Below are 16995 nucleotides of genomic sequence, written 5' to 3' on the forward strand. Positions count from 1 at the left end.
AGTGACCACAGCCAACTGGATCGACAACCAGAAGAACTTGATGCTCTTCTCCGGTCGCGCTCATCCCGAGCTCGCCGAGCAGGTGGCGAAGGAACTCGGGATCGAGGTCACCCCGCAGACCGCCCGCGACTTCGCGAACGGCGAGATCTTCGTCCGCTTCGAGGAGTCCGTCCGCGGCTCCGACGCCTTCGTGCTCCAGAGCCACCCGTTCCCGTTGAACACGTGGCTCATGGAACAGCTCATCATGATCGACGCGCTCAAGCGCGGATCCGCGAAGCGCATCACCGCGATCCTGCCGTTCTACCCCTACGCCCGCCAGGACAAGAAGCACCGCGGCCGCGAGCCAATCTCCGCGCGCCTGGTCGCCGATCTGCTCAAGACGGCCGGTGCCGACCGCATCATCACGGTCGATCTCCACACCGATCAGATCCAGGGCTTCTTCGACGGCCCGGTCGACCACATGCACGCGCACAGCCAGCTCGCCGACCACATCCGCGAGGGCTACAACCTCGAGCACATCACCGTGGTCTCCCCCGACTCCGGCCGCGTGCGCGTCGCGGAGAAGTGGGCCGACTCGCTCGGCGGGGCGCCGCTGGCGTTCATTCACAAGACACGAGATCCGTTGGTGCCCAACCAGGTCAAGTCGAACCGAGTCGTCGGTGACGTCGAGGGACGCACCTGCATCCTGATCGACGACATGATCGACACCGGTGGCACCATCGCCGGCGCGGTGAAGGTGCTCGAGGAAGCCGGCGCGGGCGACGTCGTCATCGCCGCCACGCACGGCGTGCTGAGCCACCCGGCCGCCGAGCGCCTCGCGTCGTGCGGCGCCAAGGAGGTCGTCGTGACCAACACGCTGCCCATCAGTGACGACAAGCTGTTCCCGTCGCTGACCGTGCTCTCCATCGCACCCCTGCTCGGCAAGACCATCCGTGAGGTCTTCGAGAACGGGTCCGTCACCAGCCTGTTCAACGGCAACGCCTGAGAAACGACGTCACCGACCGACACTCCCCGCGGACCTCGTCCGCGGGGAGTGTCGTCGTCGGGCGCCCTACATCCGGGCCAGCACCAGGGCGAAGCGCTCGTCGGAATCGGTCCAGAACTCGTCGACCGTCAGCCCCGCCGCCGCCAGTTCGCCGGTGATCGACTCGCGCCGGAACTTGGCGGAGATCTCGGTCCGCATCTCCTCGCCCGCCGCGAACTGCACGTCCAGGTCGAGGTCCGCGACGCGCACCGTGTGGTCGCGACGTGCGCGCAGCCGCATCTCGATCCATTCGTTGCGCTCGTCCCACACGGCGACGTGCTCGAAGTCGTCCACGTCGAAGTCGGCGTTCAGCTGCCCGTTCAACACGGAGAGCACGTTCAGGTCGAACTGCGCCGTCACTCCCTGCGCGTCGTCGTACGCGGGCACCAGAACCGCGGGGTCGATGACCAGCCCGACCCCGAGCAACAGGAACTCCCCCGTGTCGAGGGTGTTCGAGATGGCGGAGAGGAACTCGGCGCGCTCCTGCGGCACGAGGTTCCCCAGCGTGCCGCCCAGGAACGCCAACGTCCTGCGCCCGCCGGTGGGGACCCAGAACAGACCACTGTCCGGGCCGCCGGTGCTCGTGAAATCGCTCACCACACCGTGGATCTCGAGATCCGGGTACTGGCGCGACAACTCCTCCATCGCACCGGTCAACGCCGACGGCGACACGTCCTGCGGGACGTAGCGACGCAGGGTGCCGTGTTCCAGACCCGCGGACAGCAGCACCCGGGTCTTGTCCGACGATCCGGAGCCCAACTCGACCAGCACCTCCACTCCCGTCACGCGAGCGATCTCCGCGGCCCGTTCGGTCAGCAGGGCGCGCTCGGTGCGCGTCGGGTAGTACTCGTCCAACTCGGTGATGCGCTCGAACAGTTCGCTGCCCACGGCATCGTAGAAGTACTTCGGCGGCAACCATTTCGGCGTCGCGGTGAGCCCGCGGCGGGCATCTTCCCGCAGCGATTCCTGTAGATCACCCTCGGTGATGTGGATGTCCAGTGACGGCGCTGTCATGACGAACTCCTCGGTGCTGACGAGCATGGAAGGTGCAGGGGTGGAGCGGTCAGAAGGTGGTGATGTCCACGGATCCCGGTCGGGCGGAGACGAGGCACCGATCGGGCACCTGCTGCCATCCGGGCAGATCGTCGAGCGGTTCGGACGCGAGGACGACGCTGTCCTCGTCGTACCGGACGGAGAGCGAGTGGTAAAGCGTCGTCGCCCAAAGCGACTCGCCATCGCCGAGCAGCAGGTTGACGCGCGAGTCCGGAGCGGCGGCGTCGACGTCCGCCAGCAGACCGGCGAGTGCGTCCGCCGGATCGCGGTCCAGTAGCCGCTGCTGCAGAATCGCCCACAGCACAGCGGAATCCGTGGGTGCCGCCAACCGCAGCAGCGACTCGACGGGCACCTTCTCGGCGAGCGCGGAGACCGACTGCGGCCATCCGCGCACGACACCGTTGTGGCTGAACGCCCATCGACCCTCGACGAAGGGCGCGCACGCCGACCGCTCGACGGGCATGCCGACGGTGGCGGACCGCACGGCCCCCATCACCGCCACCGAGCGGATGTGGGTGAGCGTGTCGGTGACGGCCGGGTCACCCCACATCGGCATCGCACTCCGATACGACGACGCGGTGCCGTTCGACCACCAGGCCGCACCGAAGCCGTCCGCGTTGATCGTGCCGCCGCCGCGCATCTCGCGGGGTGCGTACGACTGGGTGAGCAGCGATGTCGGGCCCGCGGTGAGCACGTCTCCGACGGTGCGCGCGGGTCCGAGATAGCCGACGTGTCGGCACATCCGCTACCGGTGTCCCACGTCGCGGGCGCACCGGAAGCCGGCGAAGATCTGGCGCCGGATCGGGTGGTCCCAGTTGCGGAACGTCGCGCGGACCGCGGTCTGGTCGGTGCCGAACGAACCGCCACGCAACACCTTGTAGTCGCCGCCGAAGAACACCTCGGAGTACTCCGGGTAGGGGAACATCTCGAACCCGGGGTACGGCTCGAAGTCGGACGACGTCCACTCCCAGACGTCGCCCATCAGCTGTTCGACGCCGAGCGGCGAGGCTCCCTCGGGATACGCGCCGACGTCGGCGGGTTCGAGGTGGCGTTGACCGAGATTCGCGTGCCGGTCGTCGGCGTCGTCGTCGCCCCAGGGGTTGCGCCGGGAGAGCCCGGACGCGGGGTCGAAGCGTGCCGCCTTCTCCCATTCCGCCTCGGTCGGCAGGCGCTTGCCGGCCCAGCGGGCGTAGGCGTCGGCTTCGAACCAGCTGACGTGAACCACGGGCTGCGCTGCTCGAATCTGCTTCGCACGTCCGAAGACTCGACGCCACCACACACCGTCGTCGTCCTGCGACCAGAACTGCGGCGCGGTGAGACCGGCCTCGGTGCGGTGTGCCCAGCCGCGTTCGGTCCACAGCTCCTCGCGGTCGTAGCCACCGTCGGCGATGAACTGGAGGTACTCGCCGTTGGTCACCGGAGCCGCGTCGATCGCGAAGGTGGGCACCTCGACAGTGTGCGCGGGCCGCTCGTTGTCGAGGGCCCACGGATCGTCGCCGGTGCCCATCTCGAAGGCGCCACCGGGGACGATGACCTCGACGTCGTGGGCGGGCGGCAGCTGGGCGCGGGGAGCGTCGGGTGCGTCCAGCACGGCGTCGCCGGTGCGCAGCTGATGTGTCGCCAGCATCGTCTCGTCGTGCTGCTGTTCGTGCTGCGCGACCATCGCGAAGACGAAGCCGTTCTCCACCAGCCGACTCTCGTCGAAGGTGCAGCGCTGCAACGCATCCAGTGACAGGGCGCGCACGGTGTCGACGTAGGCACGCGCCTCGTCGGGCGACAGCAGATCCAGCCCCGGCCGGACGGACCGTGCGTGGCGGAACGCGTCGTAGAGGTCGTCGATCTCCGGGTGCACCGCGTCGCGGCCGCCCACGTCGCGGACCAGCCACAGCTCTTCCTGGTTGCCGATGTGGGCGAGATCCCAGACCAGTGGGCTCATCAACGGCGACACCTGCTCGCGCAGCCCGTCCTCGTCGAGGCACCGGGTGAGCGCCAGGGTCCGGGCGCGGCTACGCACCAGCATCGATTCGAGCCGGCCGCGCAGCGCCACCGCGTCGACCGTCGTGTTCGCCGTCATCGTGAGAACTCCTTCCGAGCATCGCCTCGTGGTGGTGTCGCCGCTGTCCCTGGTGCCGTCGGCGGCTGGGCGGCGGAGCAGCGCGTCGCCGCGCGGCCCAGGGCTTCACGCGCCTCGCCGTGGCTGGAGTCGGCCGCGAGTGTCAGCAGCTCCACCGCAGCTCGCCGCAGCGCCTGGTCGGCGAGTCCGTCCCGCGCCGCGTCCTCCCACCTGTTCAGGGTGGGTTCCGCCAGGTCCAGCGCCTGGTCGGCCACCGAGTCGGAGGACACCAGGGCGTCCACCGCGTACATCGGCACCTCCCACGCCCCGTCGGGTTGGCCGTCGAGGTACCGGATCTCGAGGTGGCCGCTCGCACGCACGAGGGGAAACACCGTCGTCAGGTGGTAGTCCAGGTCGGCCGTCGTGGGGCGCCGACCCATGTCGTCGTCCAGGTCACCCTCGAGCCACTGGGCGAACGTGGCCTCGCGCGGCGGCGCGGCGAGGCGCCCGTCGCGTCGCACACACAGGAGCGGGACGTCCATGACCCAGCGTGCGTAGTCGCGGACGGGATCGACCCCGAGCGGAACACGCGTGCGGGTGCGGTCCAGTTCGAACCAGGTGCGCATGCGCTGCGAGGCCCACCGACCGTCGGGAACGCCGTACAGAGCGGGCGTGGTCGCGAACGCCGCCAGTAACGCCGGACCCACGGCATGCACTGTGGCCCAGCGCCGTCGGATCTGCTCGTCGTCGCCGCCGGCGTCCACACTGACCTGGACCGCGGCCGTGTTGCACATCATGAGCTTGCCGTACGGGCCGTACTGCTCGAAGCGCTGCTCCATCGCGCAGTAGCGCGGCAGCGTGAGCAGGCGGTCGGGAGGTCGCAGCGTGTCCGCGCCGCCTCCGGCGAGGGAGATCCCGTGCGAGTCGAGCAGGCGGGTCAACGTCTGCTCGTCGTCGCGCAACGCCTCGACGACGGAGGCGAGGGACGTGGCGGGCGAGGACGACAATTCGATCTGACCACCGGGCTCGACGGAGACGACACTTCCGGAGCGGAGGGCGAGTGCGGGGGACTCGGGCCGAAGAGACTGCGGGGTGTGGGCACCCAGTGCCTCGGCGAGCGAGTCGAGAGTGGGACGTGCACCGGACGGGGTCCGGGTGAACCATTCGAGTTCTGCGCCGATCAGAGTCGGCGGCCCCACCTTGAAACAGACCCGGGCGAGGTATGCCTCGGCGGCGGGCCGCGAACTGAGAGTGCCGGAAACGGCCGTCATGGATGCCTCCGCGGGGTGACGGTGGAGCGTGAAGTGGAACGGGCACTGCGTACGGGAAGAGGAACGGACACTGCGTGTCCGGATGACGTCTACCCCCGCCCTTCACAGACTAATCGCTCCCGCGCGCGGTCGCCGGTAGTGTCGGCGTCACTGTGAACGCCACCCCCGAGACGGACACCGTCGACGTGCTCGCCGCCCGCGCGGACACCCCTGCCGCCGAGCACGGGGTGTTCCTCGACAGCGCCGGCTCGTCGCTGCCGCCACAGCGCGTCGTCGAGACGGTCGTCGAGCACCTGCGCCGTGAGGCCGAGGTGGGCGGATACCGCGCAGCGCGTGAACGCTCGCAGGATCTCGCCGCGGTGCGCACGTCCGTGGAGATGCTGATCGGAGCCCCGACCGGCACCGTGGCACTGTCCGACAGCGCCACGCGGGCCTGGTGCGACTTCTTCTACGCGGTACCGCTCTCCCCCGGTGACCGCATCCTGGTCTCCACCGTCGAGTACGCCACCAACGCGATCGCCGCACTGCAGCGGGCGCGGGCTACCGGCGCGGTGGTCGACACCATTCCCGTGGACCCGTCCGGACGCATCGATCTCGAGGCCCTCGAGCGGATGATGGACGACCGCGTCGCGCTGGTCTCGCTCGTGCACGCGCCGACCAACGGCGGCCTGCTGAACCCGGTCCGGGAGATCGTCGACCTGGCCCACCGTCACGGGGCCCTCGTGCTGCTGGACGCCTGTCAGTCGGTGGGCCAGATCGCCCTCGACGTGGCGGAGCTCGGTGTGGACGCTCTCTCCGCGACGGGACGCAAGTGGCTGCGAGGACCGCGCGGTACCGGTTTCCTCCACGTCGCCCCGTCGGTGCTCGACACCCTGGAGCCGCGATCTCTGGATCTGCACAGTGCGTCCTGGACCGGCCCCGACTCCTACACCGTCGCCGACGACGCGCGGCGGTTCGAGACGTGGGAACACGACGTCGCGGCCCGGCTCGGTCTCGGCGCCGCCGTCGATCTCCTGCTCGAACTCGGACCGAGCGCGGTGGAGGCCGCGGTGCGTGTGCGGGCCGAGCGGCTGCGGAACACCCTCGCCGAGGTGCACGGCATCGCGGTGCACGACCTGGGCGACCACCACACCGGCATCGTGACCTTCACCGTCGAGGGCGCCGCGCCCGCCGCGGTGAAGGACGCACTGGCGGAGCGCGACATCACCGTCTCCGTCAGCCCGGCGTCGTCGACTCTGCTCGACATGACGGCCCGCGGACTGGACTCCGTCGTCCGGGCGTCTCCCCACTACTTCCTGACCCTCGATCAGATCGATCACGCCGTGGACGAGTGCCGGGCTCTGACGTCGCAGCGGTGACCCGCCGCCAACGGTGACGAGCAGGGGCGATTCGCGGCCGATCGGCGCGTTCGGGTAGTGTTCACGCCGTTGTCTCGGCGAGGGTGACGAGTGCGCAGTGCGTACGTCACCGTGATCGACGCAGGCGCGGTCTCGCAGCCGTCCTCGTTCGTGTCCACGCCGAGCGAGTAGTACCCGCAGCAGTCACACCGGACCGCAGCCGTTTCAGACCGCAGTCACACCAGATCTTCCGAGGAGCCCCGTCCCATGGCCAACGTTCTCAACGCCACCGTCCGCACCGAGTTCGGCAAGGGCGCAGCCCGCCGCACCCGCCGCGACGGTCTCGTCCCCGCCGTCCTGTACGGACACGCCACCGAGCCCAAGCACCTCGCGCTCCCGTCCCGCGAGTTCGCCGCCGTGCTCCGCGCCGACGGCACCAACGCCGTCATCGAGCTCCAGGTCGACGGCGAGAAGCACCTCGCCCTCACCAAGTCGGTCGTGGTCCACCCGATCCGTAACTACATCGAGCACGCCGACCTCCTCGTCATCCGTCGCGGCGAGAAGGTCACCGTCGAGATCAACGTCGTCGTCACCGGCGACGCGGCGCCCGGCGCCCTCGTCACCACCGATGCCAACGTCATCGAGATCGAGGTCGACGCGACCCAGATCCCCGAGCAGTTCGAGGTCTCCGTCGAGGACGCCGAGATCGGCACCCAGATCCTCGCCTCGTCGATCGAGCTGCCGTCCGGCGCGACGCTGATCTCCGATCCCGAGCTCCTCCTCGTCAACGTCGTCGAGGCGCCCAGCGAGGCTGCGCTCGAGGCCGAGGGCGCGGGCGATCTCGCCAGCAACGTCGCCGCCGAGGAAGAGGAGGCTGTCGAGGACAGCTCCGCCGCCGACGAGGCCGCAGCAGCAGACGAGAACTGATCCACCGAGCACCACCGCGGCGCGCCTCCCTCACCGGAGGCGCGCCGTTTCTCGTTCCCCACTCCGTACGACCCCGCACGCCACGAGCTGAAAGCGACTGCCGCACATGACCGATCGACCTGCTCTCGTCATCGGCCTGGGCAATCCCGGACCGCAGTACGAGCGCACCCGACACAACGTCGGCGCCGTCGTCGTCGACACCCTGGCGGAGCGGATGCGAGGGTCGTTCTCGTCGCACAAGCGCAGCAACTCCGACGTGCTCCAGGCACGGCTCGGGACTCGCCCGGTCGTGCTGGGGAAGCCGCGGTCGTACATGAACGAGTCCGGGGGCCCGGTCGCCAACCTGGCCCGGTTCTTTTCCGTGGCGCCGGCGGACATCATCGTCGTGCACGACGAACTCGACGTCGATCTGGGTCAGGTGCGGCTCAAGGTCGGCGGCGGGGAGGGCGGGCACAACGGGCTGCGCTCGATCTCGAAGTCGTTGTCCACCAAGGACTACCTCCGTGTCCGGGTCGGGGTGGGGCGGCCGCCCGGCCGGATGGATCCGGCGTCGTACGTGCTCAAGCCCTTCGCCGCGTCCGAGCGCGACGAGGTGGCGGTAGTGCTGGAGGAGGCCGCGGACGCAGTGGAGCTGCTCCTGAAGGGCAGCCTCGAGAACGCGCAGAACCGCATCCACCGACCCTGATGCGCTGAGCTCAGCCGAGGAGCGACGCCGAGTTCGCGCGGCGGAGCTTGCCCGAGGACGTCTTCGGAATGGTGCCGGGACCGAGCACCGCGACCGTGCGAGGACGAACCCCCACTTCCGAGAACACCGCGTGCACGATGTCGTGCTCGATGCGCTTGACCGCATCCGGGTCGGCGATCTCGTTGGTCTCCGCCGCGACCGCGAAGCTCTCCCGCTTCTGCCCCGCGTCGAGACGGATCGCGACGGCATTGCCCGGCCGGACGCCCGCGACGGTGCCCACGGCACGTTCGATGTCGGTCGGATAGATGTTGCGGCCGCCCATGATGATGACGTCCTTGATGCGCCCGCAGACGACGACCAGGCCTTCCTCCGTGAAGTACCCGATGTCTCCGGTGTCGAGCCACCCGTCGTCGTCCTGCGCGGACACCGAGCCCTCCACCGTGATGTATCCGGGCGTCACCGCCGGCCCCCGCACGTGGATGACACCGACGCCGCGACTCGGGAGCACCTGGCCCTCGGCGTCGACGACGCGCCCCTCGAGATTCGGCACCATCCGCCCGAGCGTCGCGAGACGACGGACGTTGCCCTTGGTCGACGGAACGGCGCGGCCCATCACCTCGAGCAGGTCCGCGTCGACCACGTCGAGCACCTGGCCCTGATCACGGACCGGGATCGACACCGCGAGCGTGGTCTCCGCCATCCCGTAGACGGGTGCGAGAGCCGTCGGGGCGAGCCCGAACCGGGCGCCCGCCTCCGCGAGGGCGAGCATCGTGTCGGGATCCACCGGCTCGGCACCGTTCCACGCGTAGCGCAACGACGACAGATCGAGGGCCGTGTCGGCGGACGCCTGCTTCAGCCTGCGCGCGAGCAACGAGTACGCGAAATTGGGAGCGGCGGTGACGGTGCCGCGGTACTTGTCGATCAGCTGGGCCCACAGCAGCGGAGAGCGCAGGAAGTCGATCGGCGTGATGCTGACGACCTCGGCTCCGACCTGCATCGGCACCGACAGGAACCCGACCATCCCCATGTCGTGGAACAGCGGGAGCCAGCTGACCATCACGTCGTCCTCGAGCGAGTACTCGATCCGATCGATCATCGCGTAGGCGTTGACGTAGAAGTTCTCGTGGGTGATGCGCACGGCCTTGGGAGATCCGGTGGACCCGGACGTGAGCTGCTGCAGCGCGATGTCGGACTCGTCGGTGGGCACGGGATCGGTGTCCTCACCGCCGCGCAGGTCGTCGATCGTCAGCACGGTGATCCCGCGTTCCTCCAGGATGGGCGCCGCGGCGTCGAACGGTGCACCGAGCACCACCGCGGCGGCGTCGATCATCCGGATGACGGTCTCGGTGTCGGCACCCCACACGGCGAGATCGGTGCGCGGCGTCGGCTGATGGAGCATGGTCACGGACGCGCCGCGCATCCACGCCGCCTGACACGACGGCGCGATGTCCACCGGCTGACCGGCCAGGATGCCGATCGCGTCCCCGCGGGAGACCCCTGCCGCGGCGAGCCCGCCGGCCATCCGGCGCGCGACCGCATGGATGTCGCCCCACGTCTGCCGCAACGGTGCGTCGGGCTCACCGGTGACGAGACCCCGCTCGGTCGTGGCCGCGGTCGCGTACATCTCCTCGGTGAACCTGCTCAACGTCACTCCCTCGTCGGTGGTGCGTGCCGGGTGCGCGCACCACTGTTACATCCGGACGACGGTGACCGCTGTTACGGACGGACGGGGTCGGCGTGTCGGCCGAGTACCCTGGGTACGTTCCGACCAGTGATCCGCACAGCTGCGGTCACCGAAGAAAGGCCTTCGTGAGCACCCCGTCCGTCGACACCGACACCACCACCGCGGTCACCGCCGCCGGCACCACCCCGCCGAAGAACCTCCGGCGCGAGGTGGAGCGTCGTCGCACCTTCGCGGTGATCTCGCATCCCGACGCGGGCAAGTCGACGCTCACCGAGGCCCTGGCTCTGCACGCGCGGAAGATCTCCGAGGCCGGTGCGATTCACGGGAAGTCGGGTCGCCGCTCGACCGTCTCCGACTGGATGGAGATGGAGAAGGCGCGCGGTATCTCCGTGAGTTCGACGGCGCTGCAGTTCGACTACGCCGATCACACCATCAACCTGGTGGACACCCCCGGTCACGCCGACTTCTCCGAGGACACCTACCGCGTGCTGACCGCGGTGGACGCCGCCGTGATGCTGATCGACGCGGCGAAGGGTCTGGAACCGCAGACGCTGAAGCTGTTCCAGGTGTGTCGACACCGCGGCATCCCGGTCATCACCGTCGTCAACAAGTGGGACCGGCCGGGCCGCTCCCCCCTCGAGCTGCTCGACGAGATCGAGGAGCGCATCGGTCTGACGCCGACCCCGCTGTACTGGCCCGTCGGTATCGCGGGTGACTTCCGCGGACTGCTCGACGTGTCGGAGCACCAGTACATTCACTTCACCCGCACGGCCGGTGGCGCGACCATCGCACCCGAGGAGTTCATGGACTCCGAGGCGGCGCAGTCCCGTGAGGGCGACGACTGGACCACCGCCGTCGAGGAGAGCGAGTTGCTCGTCGAGAGCGGGCAGCGCCACGACGAGGACGAGTTCCTCGCGGGCCGGACGTCTCCGGTGATCTTCGCGTCGGCGATGCTGAACTTCGGCGTGCACCAGATCCTCGACACCCTCGTCTCGTTCGCTCCGGCCCCGGGCCCCCGTCCCGACGTGGCCGGTGGTGAGCGCGAGGTCACCGACCCCTTCAGCGCGGTCGTGTTCAAGGTGCAGGCCGGCATGGACACCGCACACCGCGACCGCCTCGCCTTCATGCGCGTGGTCTCCGGAGTCTTCGAGCGCGGCATGGTGGTCACCCATGCCCAGACGGGCAAACCGTTCACGACGAAGTACGCGCTGACGGTGTTCGGCCGCGAGCGCACCACGGTGGAGAACGCCTACCCCGGCGACGTCGTCGGGCTGGTCAACGCCACCGCGCTCGCTCCCGGCCACACGTTGTACGCGGATCGCAAGGTCGAGTTCCCGCCGATCCCGTCCTTCGCTCCCGAGCACTTCGCCGTCCTCCGTGCGGAGAGCGCCAGCAAGTACAAGCAGTTCCGTCGCGCCGTGGACCAGATGGATCAGGAGGGTGTCGTCCAGATCCTGCGCAACGACATCCGCGGAGACGCGTCACCCGTCCTCGCCGCCGTGGGGCCGATGCAGTTCGAGGTGGTGTCCGCGCGCATGAAGTCCGAGTTCGGCGTCGAGGCGCGCATGGAGCCCCTGGGCTACTCGATCGCTCGACGCACCGACGCGGCGTCCGCCGGGGAGCTCGGTCGCCAGCGCGGCGTCGAGGTGTTCACCCGCACGGACGGCGTGATGTTGGCGCTGGTCAGTGACAAGTGGCGGCTGCAGTACATCCAGAAGGAGCTGCCGGACCTGCTGCTCGAGCCGCTGGTCGCCGCAGCCGACTGATTCTCTGGGACATCTCCACACCACCTCACCCCAAGATTGGTGTCATCTCCAATCCATAGGGTCAAAACTGTTCGCTGTTTCCTTCCCGTGGTACTTTTTCTCTGTTCGAACGTACTTCTGGTTTGTTCTTCGGAAGTACTCGAGTCACGTACCGAGACGATCGAGGAGCAGTCCGAGTAATGAGCGATGGATCAAGTGGGCCCCTCACGGGGATCAAGATCGGCAAGGCACCAGCCCACCGATCCAACGGGACACCTTCGAGCGTCACTCCGAGCAAAAGTGAGGTCGACATGACAACCAGTGATCAGATTTCCGAACACGCGTTGCCTGGCGGCAGCACGTCCACCAACGGATCGTCGAACGGCAGCAGCTTCGCCTCGGGTCGTCACCCGAGCCCCGATCGCCGCACGGCCATGGGCATCGCGTCCATCCGCATCGCGGGACGGCTGACCCAGAACGAGATCACCAGCCGCGACACGCGCCCGATGGATTCCTCCACCGGACCCGACGAGCTGCTGCAGCTCCTCGGTGAGTACCTCACCTCCGGTGGGCTCGCGAGCCCCGAGCTGCACGTGCGTTCCAACGGCACGACGGTGGTGCTCGATCTGCAGAACCCCGCCAAGGGCTTCCGCTGATCCTCCCCTGACACACGAGAATGGCCCCCGGCATCGCCGGGGGCCATTCTCGTGCTGTCGTCATCCGTCCCCGTGACGCACGAAGGCGACCCGAGAAGAATCTCGGGTCGCCTCGTACTACTTCACGACGGACACAGTCGGGGGACGACCGCCGCGAAGAGAGTGTTCGTCCTCATGATCCCTGTGGAAAAGGATCAGGCGGGGGGCATCATGACCGAGTCGACCAGGTAGACGGTCGCGTTGGCGGTCTTGACGCCACCGCAGACCAGGTTCGAGTCGTTGAACTTCAGCGTGTCGCCCTCACCGGTGACGTTGACTGCCTGGCCCTCGACCGAGGTCTGCTCGCCGGTGATCGCGTCGGGAGCGATCTGGCCGGGGATCACGTGGTAGGTGAGGATCTTGGTGAGCAGCGCGGAATCGGTCTTCAGCGTCTCGATGGTGGCCGGGTCGATCTTCGCGAACGCGTCGTCGGTCGGGGCGATGACGGTGAACTCGGAGCCGTTCAGCGTGTCGACCAGGTTGACGCCCGGGTTCAGGCCACCGGAGACCGCTGCGGTCAGGGTGGTGAGGATCGGGTTGTTGGAGGCGGCGACGGCGACCGGATCGGCAGCCATTCCGCTCACGGAGCCCGCACCGTCCGGGACCTGCTCGGCGTAGGCGGCGCAGCCCGAGCCGACGAGGTTGGAGGCCGGATCGGCACTCGAGTTCATCGCGGTGGAGGAGGACATGGCCGACGAGGTCATCGACTCCATGCTGCTGCTCGCGGTGGTCTCGGTGGTGCTGCTGCTGTCGTCGGACGAACATGCGGACAGTCCGAGGAGTGCAACTGCTGCGAAGCCGACTGCTACTGCACTCTTGCTCTTGGTGACGCTCATGGCGAGAACCCTTCTTGTACGGATCTGATAGCCGCTCACCGCCGGTGATGATCACCGGCCGCTGTCGGTTGTGTCATCCACCATTCGGATCCGGGTCCCATGGGGGATTGGTGACGGTTGTGAGAAAAATTCCCCATCAGTCACTTCGGGGTCCGACCAGGGATCACTCCCTGGGATCGGTACGCCCCGGCCCCAATTCGGCGGGCAGATCGGTCGGAAGGCAGGTTTCCTGTGTGGCCGTGAACCATCCGGTGTAGCGGAACAACCGCCCGAGCGTGCGGCCACGCACCTCGATGTCGATGCGGTGGCGCTGCTGCTCCTCGTCCCACCACTCGCGGCCGATGGTCTCCGCCGACAGGAGACCCGGCGGCTTGATCGACCCACGCGGAGCGAGGAACCGGGGCAGACCGCTGTCGAGCCGCAGGCCACCGTCGGCGTCCGCGGAGCACTGGGTGTGCACCACCATGTCGGGGCCGGCACCGATGTAGTCGAGTGCGCCGCGCGATCCCACGACCATCACCGAGTCGAGTGCCACCTCGTGGCCGGGGAACTGGAACCGCCGGACGAACGCCAGCGTGGGCCTGCCCAGCTCGTCCGTGTACGCGTAGTTGGCAATGGTGAAGGGGATGTTCTCGCCCGAGTCGGAGGGGACCATCCGCCGCTTGCCACCGAGCCACAGGGCCGGCGGCGGCAGCAGCGGAGAGTGCGTGATGGTCTCCATGACACCGGTGCCGAACTGCGCCACATGATCGTCCGCACCGAAACCGAAGCGCCACTGCACCTTCGGGTGAAGCTTCTCGAACTCCGAGCCCATGACCTCGGACACGACGGATGTCATCGTCACTCCTCGCGCAGAACGCGGTCGCCGATCGACCGCCTGAACGCGAGGGTAGACCGTGTCAGCCCAGTTCCTCGGCCAGCTCCATCCAGCGCTCCTCGACGGAGTCCTTCTCCGCGACGACGGTGAGCAACTCGGCGTTCAGCGACTGCAACGTCGCCGGGTCCGTCGCCGCCTCGGCCAGCGAGACGTGCAGTGCGCGCACCCGATCGTCGAGCTTGACCAGGGAGCGCTCGAGCTTCGAGAGTTCCTTGCGAGCGGCGCGCTCGTCGGCACCGCCCTTGGCCGCGGCCGGCTTCGCTCCCCCGCCCGACGTCATTCCCGGAGCCGCGTCGTCGGCTGCGGCGATTCGCGCGCGACGCCGCAGGTACTCCTCGATGCCACCCGGCAGGTTGGTGAGCTTGCCGTCGCCGAACAGAGCCCACGTCGAGTCGCAGACGCGCTCGATGAGGTACCGGTCGTGACTGATGACGATCATGGTGCCGGCCCAGCCGTCGAGCAGATCCTCGAGCTGCTGCAGCGTGTCGATGTCGAGGTCGTTGGTCGGCTCGTCGAGGAGCAGGACGTTCGGCTCGGACATCAGCACGCGTGTCAGCTGCAGTCGACGGCGCTCGCCACCGGACAGGTCACCGACGGGCGTGCGCTGCCGTGCAGGCGTGAAGCCCAGCCGCTCGGCGAGCTGTCCGGCAGAGATCTCCCTGTCACCCAACTGGATTCGTTCCGCGACGTCCTGGACCGCCTCGAGCACGCGCATCCCGACGGGCAGGTCGTCGAGTTCCTGGCGGAGCCAGCCGATGCGCACCGTCTTGCCCTCGATGCGGCGGCCCTTGGCGGGTTCGAGCTCGCCGGCGATGGTGCGGAGCAACGTCGTCTTGCCGGAGCCGTTGACACCGACGAGACCGATGCGCTCCCCCGGCGCGAGGCGCCACGTGAAGTCCTCCACCAGTACGCGACCGTCCGGGGTCGCCAGCGTGGCGTCCTCGAGCTCGATGACGATGCGGCCCAGCCGGGTCTGCGCGAACTTCGACAACGCGACCGAGTCGCGCGGCGGCGGCACGTCCGAGATGAGGGCCTCGGCGGCCTCGATGCGGTAGCGCGGCTTCGAGGTACGAGCGGGCGGGCCGCGGCGCAGCCAGGCCAGCTCCTTGCGGGCGAGGTTGCGGCGACGATCCTCCGCGGCATCGGCCTGGCGAGAGCGCTCCGCGCGAGCGAAGATCCAGTCGGCGTAGCCGCCCTCGTACGTCTCGACCTGACCGTTCACCACTTCCCAGGTGCGGGTGGCGACGGTGTCGAGGAACCACCGATCGTGGGTGACGACGACCAGTGCGGACCGCCGGTTCACCAGATGCTCCGCGAGCCACTGGACGCCCTCGACGTCGAGATGGTTGGTCGGCTCGTCGAGCACGAGCAGGTCGAGGTCCTGCACCAGTGCGGCGGCGAGCGCCGTGCGTCGGCGCTCACCGCCCGACAACTGCTCGACCGGTGCGTCGAGCCCGAGACCGGTGATGCCGATGCCGTCCAGAACGCTGCGGATCCGGGCGTCACCGGCCCACTCGTGCTCGGCGACACCGAGCGGCGCGAGGACGATGTCCCCGATGGTGGACCCGGGCGGCAGGACACCACGCTGCGTCACGACGGCTATCCGGAGGCCGCCCACGCGACTCACCCGGCCCGAGTCGGGCTGCTCGACGCCCGCGAGCACCTCGAGCATGGTGGTCTTGCCGTTGCCGTTCAGGCCCACGACGCCGATGCGCTCGTTCTCCTGGACACCGAGCGAGACGCCGTCGAGGAGCGGCTTCACGCCGAAGGATTTGGAGACCTGCTCCAGGTTGATCAGGTTGGCCATCAGTGTTGTCCCCGGTTCGTGTCGTTCTGGTCGCGTTCGGTGCGCACTCGCGCTCCGCTCACCGGTCCACGTGCCACACGTACCGTGCGGCAGACGCCGGCGCCGGACAGTTCCGCGCCGACCTCGACCGCGTGGTCGGCGGAGGCACAGAGGAAGGCGCAGGTGGGTCCGGACCCGGAGACGATGCCGGCGATGGCACCCGCCTCGGTGCCGGCGCGCAGGGTGCGGCGAAGGCCTGGTTCGAGGGACAGCGCCGCGGCCTGGAGGTCGTTGCCCAGGAGCGGCCCGACCCGCGCCGGATCGCCCGACGCCAGGGCCTGCATCAGCTCGTCGGGTGCGCCGAGGCGCGGCGGCGCTCCCCGTTCGCGCAGCCGGTCGAGTTCGCGGTAGACCGCGGGAGTCGAGAGACCGCCCTTCGCGAGAGCGAGCACCCAGTGGAAGGAGTTGCGTGAGAGCACCGGCAGCAGCTTCTCGCCGCGACCCGTGCCGACGGCCGTGCCACCGGCGACGGAGAACGGGACGTCGCTACCGAGCTGCGCCGCGAAGTCCATGATCTTCTCGCGGGACAGGCCGAGGTTCCAGAGCGCGTCCAGCGCGACGACGGTCGCGGCCGCGTCGGCGCTGCCCCCGGCCATGCCCCCCGCGACGGGAATGCCCTTGTCGATGCTGATGGCGACGGCCGGCCGACGACCGGCATCGGCGGCGACGAGTTCGGCCGCCTTCCACGCCAGGTTGGTGTGGTCGGTGGGAACGATGCCCGCATCGTCCCCGTACACGCTGACGGACAGTGTCTCCGCGGCCACGACGGAGACGTCGTCGACGAGGGAGAGCGCGTGGAAGACGGTGGTGAGTTCGTGGTAGCCGTCGGGGCGCAGGTCACCCACGGCAAGGTGCAGATTGACCTTGGCGGGAGCGCGGACGGAGACCGGCCGCGGAACGACTGTGAGCACGTCTCACCACTGTAGTCGGCGTGCGCCCGAGTACCGAACCGGATCGAGGAC

The 16995-nt window shown here is 68.9% G+C and carries 15 protein-coding genes; 6 read left to right on the forward strand and 9 right to left on the reverse strand.

Annotation, left to right across the window (positions count from 1 at the left end; all coding sequences use genetic code 11):
- Position 1: 1 nt before the first annotated feature.
- A complete protein-coding gene (locus HQ306_RS03410; RefSeq protein WP_027504070.1) occupies positions 2-985 on the forward strand; it encodes a ribose-phosphate diphosphokinase in 984 nt (327 codons plus the stop codon).
- Between the two features lie 66 nt (positions 986-1051).
- Here HQ306_RS03410 and egtD read toward each other — a convergent pair whose 3' ends face one another.
- From egtD to egtA, 4 genes are read right to left on the reverse strand one after another with little or no spacing between them, the layout of a single operon-like run.
- Entirely contained in the window at positions 1052-2038 is a 987-nt protein-coding gene (egtD, locus tag HQ306_RS03415) for an L-histidine N(alpha)-methyltransferase (protein WP_222627605.1), read from the reverse strand.
- A 49-nt stretch (positions 2039-2087) separates the two neighbouring features.
- Positions 2088-2819: an ergothioneine biosynthesis protein EgtC gene (gene egtC, locus HQ306_RS03420; RefSeq protein ID WP_222627607.1), complete on the reverse strand. Its 732-nt coding sequence runs from the start codon at positions 2817-2819 to the stop codon at positions 2088-2090.
- A 3-nt stretch (positions 2820-2822) separates the two neighbouring features.
- Positions 2823-4151, reverse strand: coding sequence for an ergothioneine biosynthesis protein EgtB (gene egtB / locus HQ306_RS03425; RefSeq protein WP_222627609.1), 1329 nt, complete (start codon positions 4149-4151; stop codon positions 2823-2825).
- Positions 4148-5401 carry an ergothioneine biosynthesis glutamate--cysteine ligase EgtA gene (gene egtA, locus HQ306_RS03430; protein ID WP_222627611.1) on the reverse strand — a complete coding sequence of 418 codons (1254 nt, stop codon included), beginning with the start codon at positions 5399-5401 and terminating at the stop codon, positions 4148-4150. The genes egtB and egtA overlap by 4 nt, the downstream gene beginning before the upstream one ends.
- 152 nt (positions 5402-5553) lie before the next feature.
- On the opposite strand from egtA, the gene HQ306_RS03435 reads away from it, so the two are divergent.
- The 3 genes from HQ306_RS03435 (at position 5554) to pth (ending at position 8350) form a co-directional block, all read left to right on the forward strand.
- Positions 5554-6759, forward strand: a complete 1206-nt coding sequence (locus tag HQ306_RS03435) for an aminotransferase class V-fold PLP-dependent enzyme (RefSeq protein ID WP_222627612.1) — start codon at positions 5554-5556, stop codon at positions 6757-6759.
- 246 nt (positions 6760-7005) lie between these two features.
- Positions 7006-7665, forward strand: a complete 660-nt coding sequence (locus HQ306_RS03440; protein WP_027504076.1) for a 50S ribosomal protein L25/general stress protein Ctc — start codon at positions 7006-7008, stop codon at positions 7663-7665.
- 106 nt (positions 7666-7771) lie between these two features.
- Positions 7772-8350: an aminoacyl-tRNA hydrolase gene (gene pth, locus HQ306_RS03445; RefSeq protein WP_222627615.1), complete on the forward strand. Its 579-nt coding sequence runs from the start codon at positions 7772-7774 to the stop codon at positions 8348-8350.
- Positions 8351-8360: 10 nt separating this feature from the next.
- On the opposite strand, the gene HQ306_RS03450 is transcribed toward pth, so the two are convergent.
- A complete protein-coding gene (locus tag HQ306_RS03450; RefSeq protein WP_222627617.1) occupies positions 8361-9995 on the reverse strand; it encodes a fatty acyl-AMP ligase in 1635 nt (544 codons plus the stop codon).
- Between the two features lie 164 nt (positions 9996-10159).
- Between HQ306_RS03450 and HQ306_RS03455 the strand changes: the two genes are divergently transcribed.
- Positions 10160-11800 (forward strand): peptide chain release factor 3, encoded by a 1641-nt coding sequence (locus tag HQ306_RS03455; RefSeq protein ID WP_056447083.1) that lies wholly within the window; start codon positions 10160-10162, stop codon positions 11798-11800.
- Between the two features lie 290 nt (positions 11801-12090).
- Positions 12091-12435: a hypothetical protein gene (locus HQ306_RS03460; RefSeq protein ID WP_231476131.1), complete on the forward strand. Its 345-nt coding sequence runs from the start codon at positions 12091-12093 to the stop codon at positions 12433-12435.
- Between the two features lie 194 nt (positions 12436-12629).
- Here the strand turns inward: HQ306_RS03460 and HQ306_RS03465 are convergent, their stop codons facing one another.
- The 4 genes from HQ306_RS03465 to HQ306_RS03480 all read right to left on the reverse strand — a co-directional run bounded on the left by HQ306_RS03465 (position 12630) and on the right by HQ306_RS03480 (position 16944).
- Entirely contained in the window at positions 12630-13310 is a 681-nt protein-coding gene (locus tag HQ306_RS03465) for a fasciclin domain-containing protein (protein ID WP_222627618.1), read from the reverse strand.
- Between the two features lie 163 nt (positions 13311-13473).
- On the reverse strand, positions 13474-14148 hold the full coding sequence (locus HQ306_RS03470; protein ID WP_027504082.1) for a DUF4166 domain-containing protein: 675 nt from the start codon (positions 14146-14148) through the stop codon (positions 13474-13476).
- 61 nt (positions 14149-14209) lie between these two features.
- Positions 14210-15994, reverse strand: coding sequence for an ABC-F family ATP-binding cassette domain-containing protein (locus tag HQ306_RS03475; protein ID WP_222627620.1), 1785 nt, complete (start codon positions 15992-15994; stop codon positions 14210-14212).
- The gene (locus tag HQ306_RS03480; protein ID WP_222627622.1) at positions 15994-16944 is read right to left on the reverse strand and encodes a 4-(cytidine 5'-diphospho)-2-C-methyl-D-erythritol kinase; all 951 of its coding nucleotides are present in this window, start codon (positions 16942-16944) and stop codon (positions 15994-15996) included. The genes HQ306_RS03475 and HQ306_RS03480 overlap by 1 nt, the downstream gene beginning before the upstream one ends.
- Positions 16945-16995: the final 51 nt, after the last annotated feature.

It is taken from the genome of Rhodococcus sp. BP-160 (assembly GCF_019836205.1).
Classification (GTDB): Bacteria; Actinomycetota; Actinomycetes; order Mycobacteriales; family Mycobacteriaceae; genus Rhodococcoides.

Bases quoted from the DNA above. Each gene is read 5' to 3' on its own strand.
- egtD (WP_222627605.1), bottom strand. From the start codon at position 2,038: ATGACAGCGCCGTCACTGGACATCCACATCACCGAGGGTGATCTACAG.
- egtC (WP_222627607.1), bottom strand. From the start codon at position 2,819: ATGTGCCGACACGTCGGCTATCTCGGACCCGCGCGCACCGTCGGAGAC.
- egtB (WP_222627609.1), bottom strand. From the start codon at position 4,151: ATGACGGCGAACACGACGGTCGACGCGGTGGCGCTGCGCGGCCGGCTC.
- egtA (WP_222627611.1), bottom strand. From the start codon at position 5,401: ATGACGGCCGTTTCCGGCACTCTCAGTTCGCGGCCCGCCGCCGAGGCA.
- HQ306_RS03440 (WP_027504076.1), top strand. From the start codon at position 7,006: ATGGCCAACGTTCTCAACGCCACCGTCCGCACCGAGTTCGGCAAGGGC.
- pth (WP_222627615.1), top strand. From the start codon at position 7,772: ATGACCGATCGACCTGCTCTCGTCATCGGCCTGGGCAATCCCGGACCG.
- HQ306_RS03460 (WP_231476131.1), top strand. From the start codon at position 12,091: ATGACAACCAGTGATCAGATTTCCGAACACGCGTTGCCTGGCGGCAGC.
- HQ306_RS03465 (WP_222627618.1), bottom strand. From the start codon at position 13,310: ATGAGCGTCACCAAGAGCAAGAGTGCAGTAGCAGTCGGCTTCGCAGCA.
- HQ306_RS03470 (WP_027504082.1), bottom strand. From the start codon at position 14,148: ATGACATCCGTCGTGTCCGAGGTCATGGGCTCGGAGTTCGAGAAGCTT.
- HQ306_RS03475 (WP_222627620.1), bottom strand. From the start codon at position 15,994: ATGGCCAACCTGATCAACCTGGAGCAGGTCTCCAAATCCTTCGGCGTG.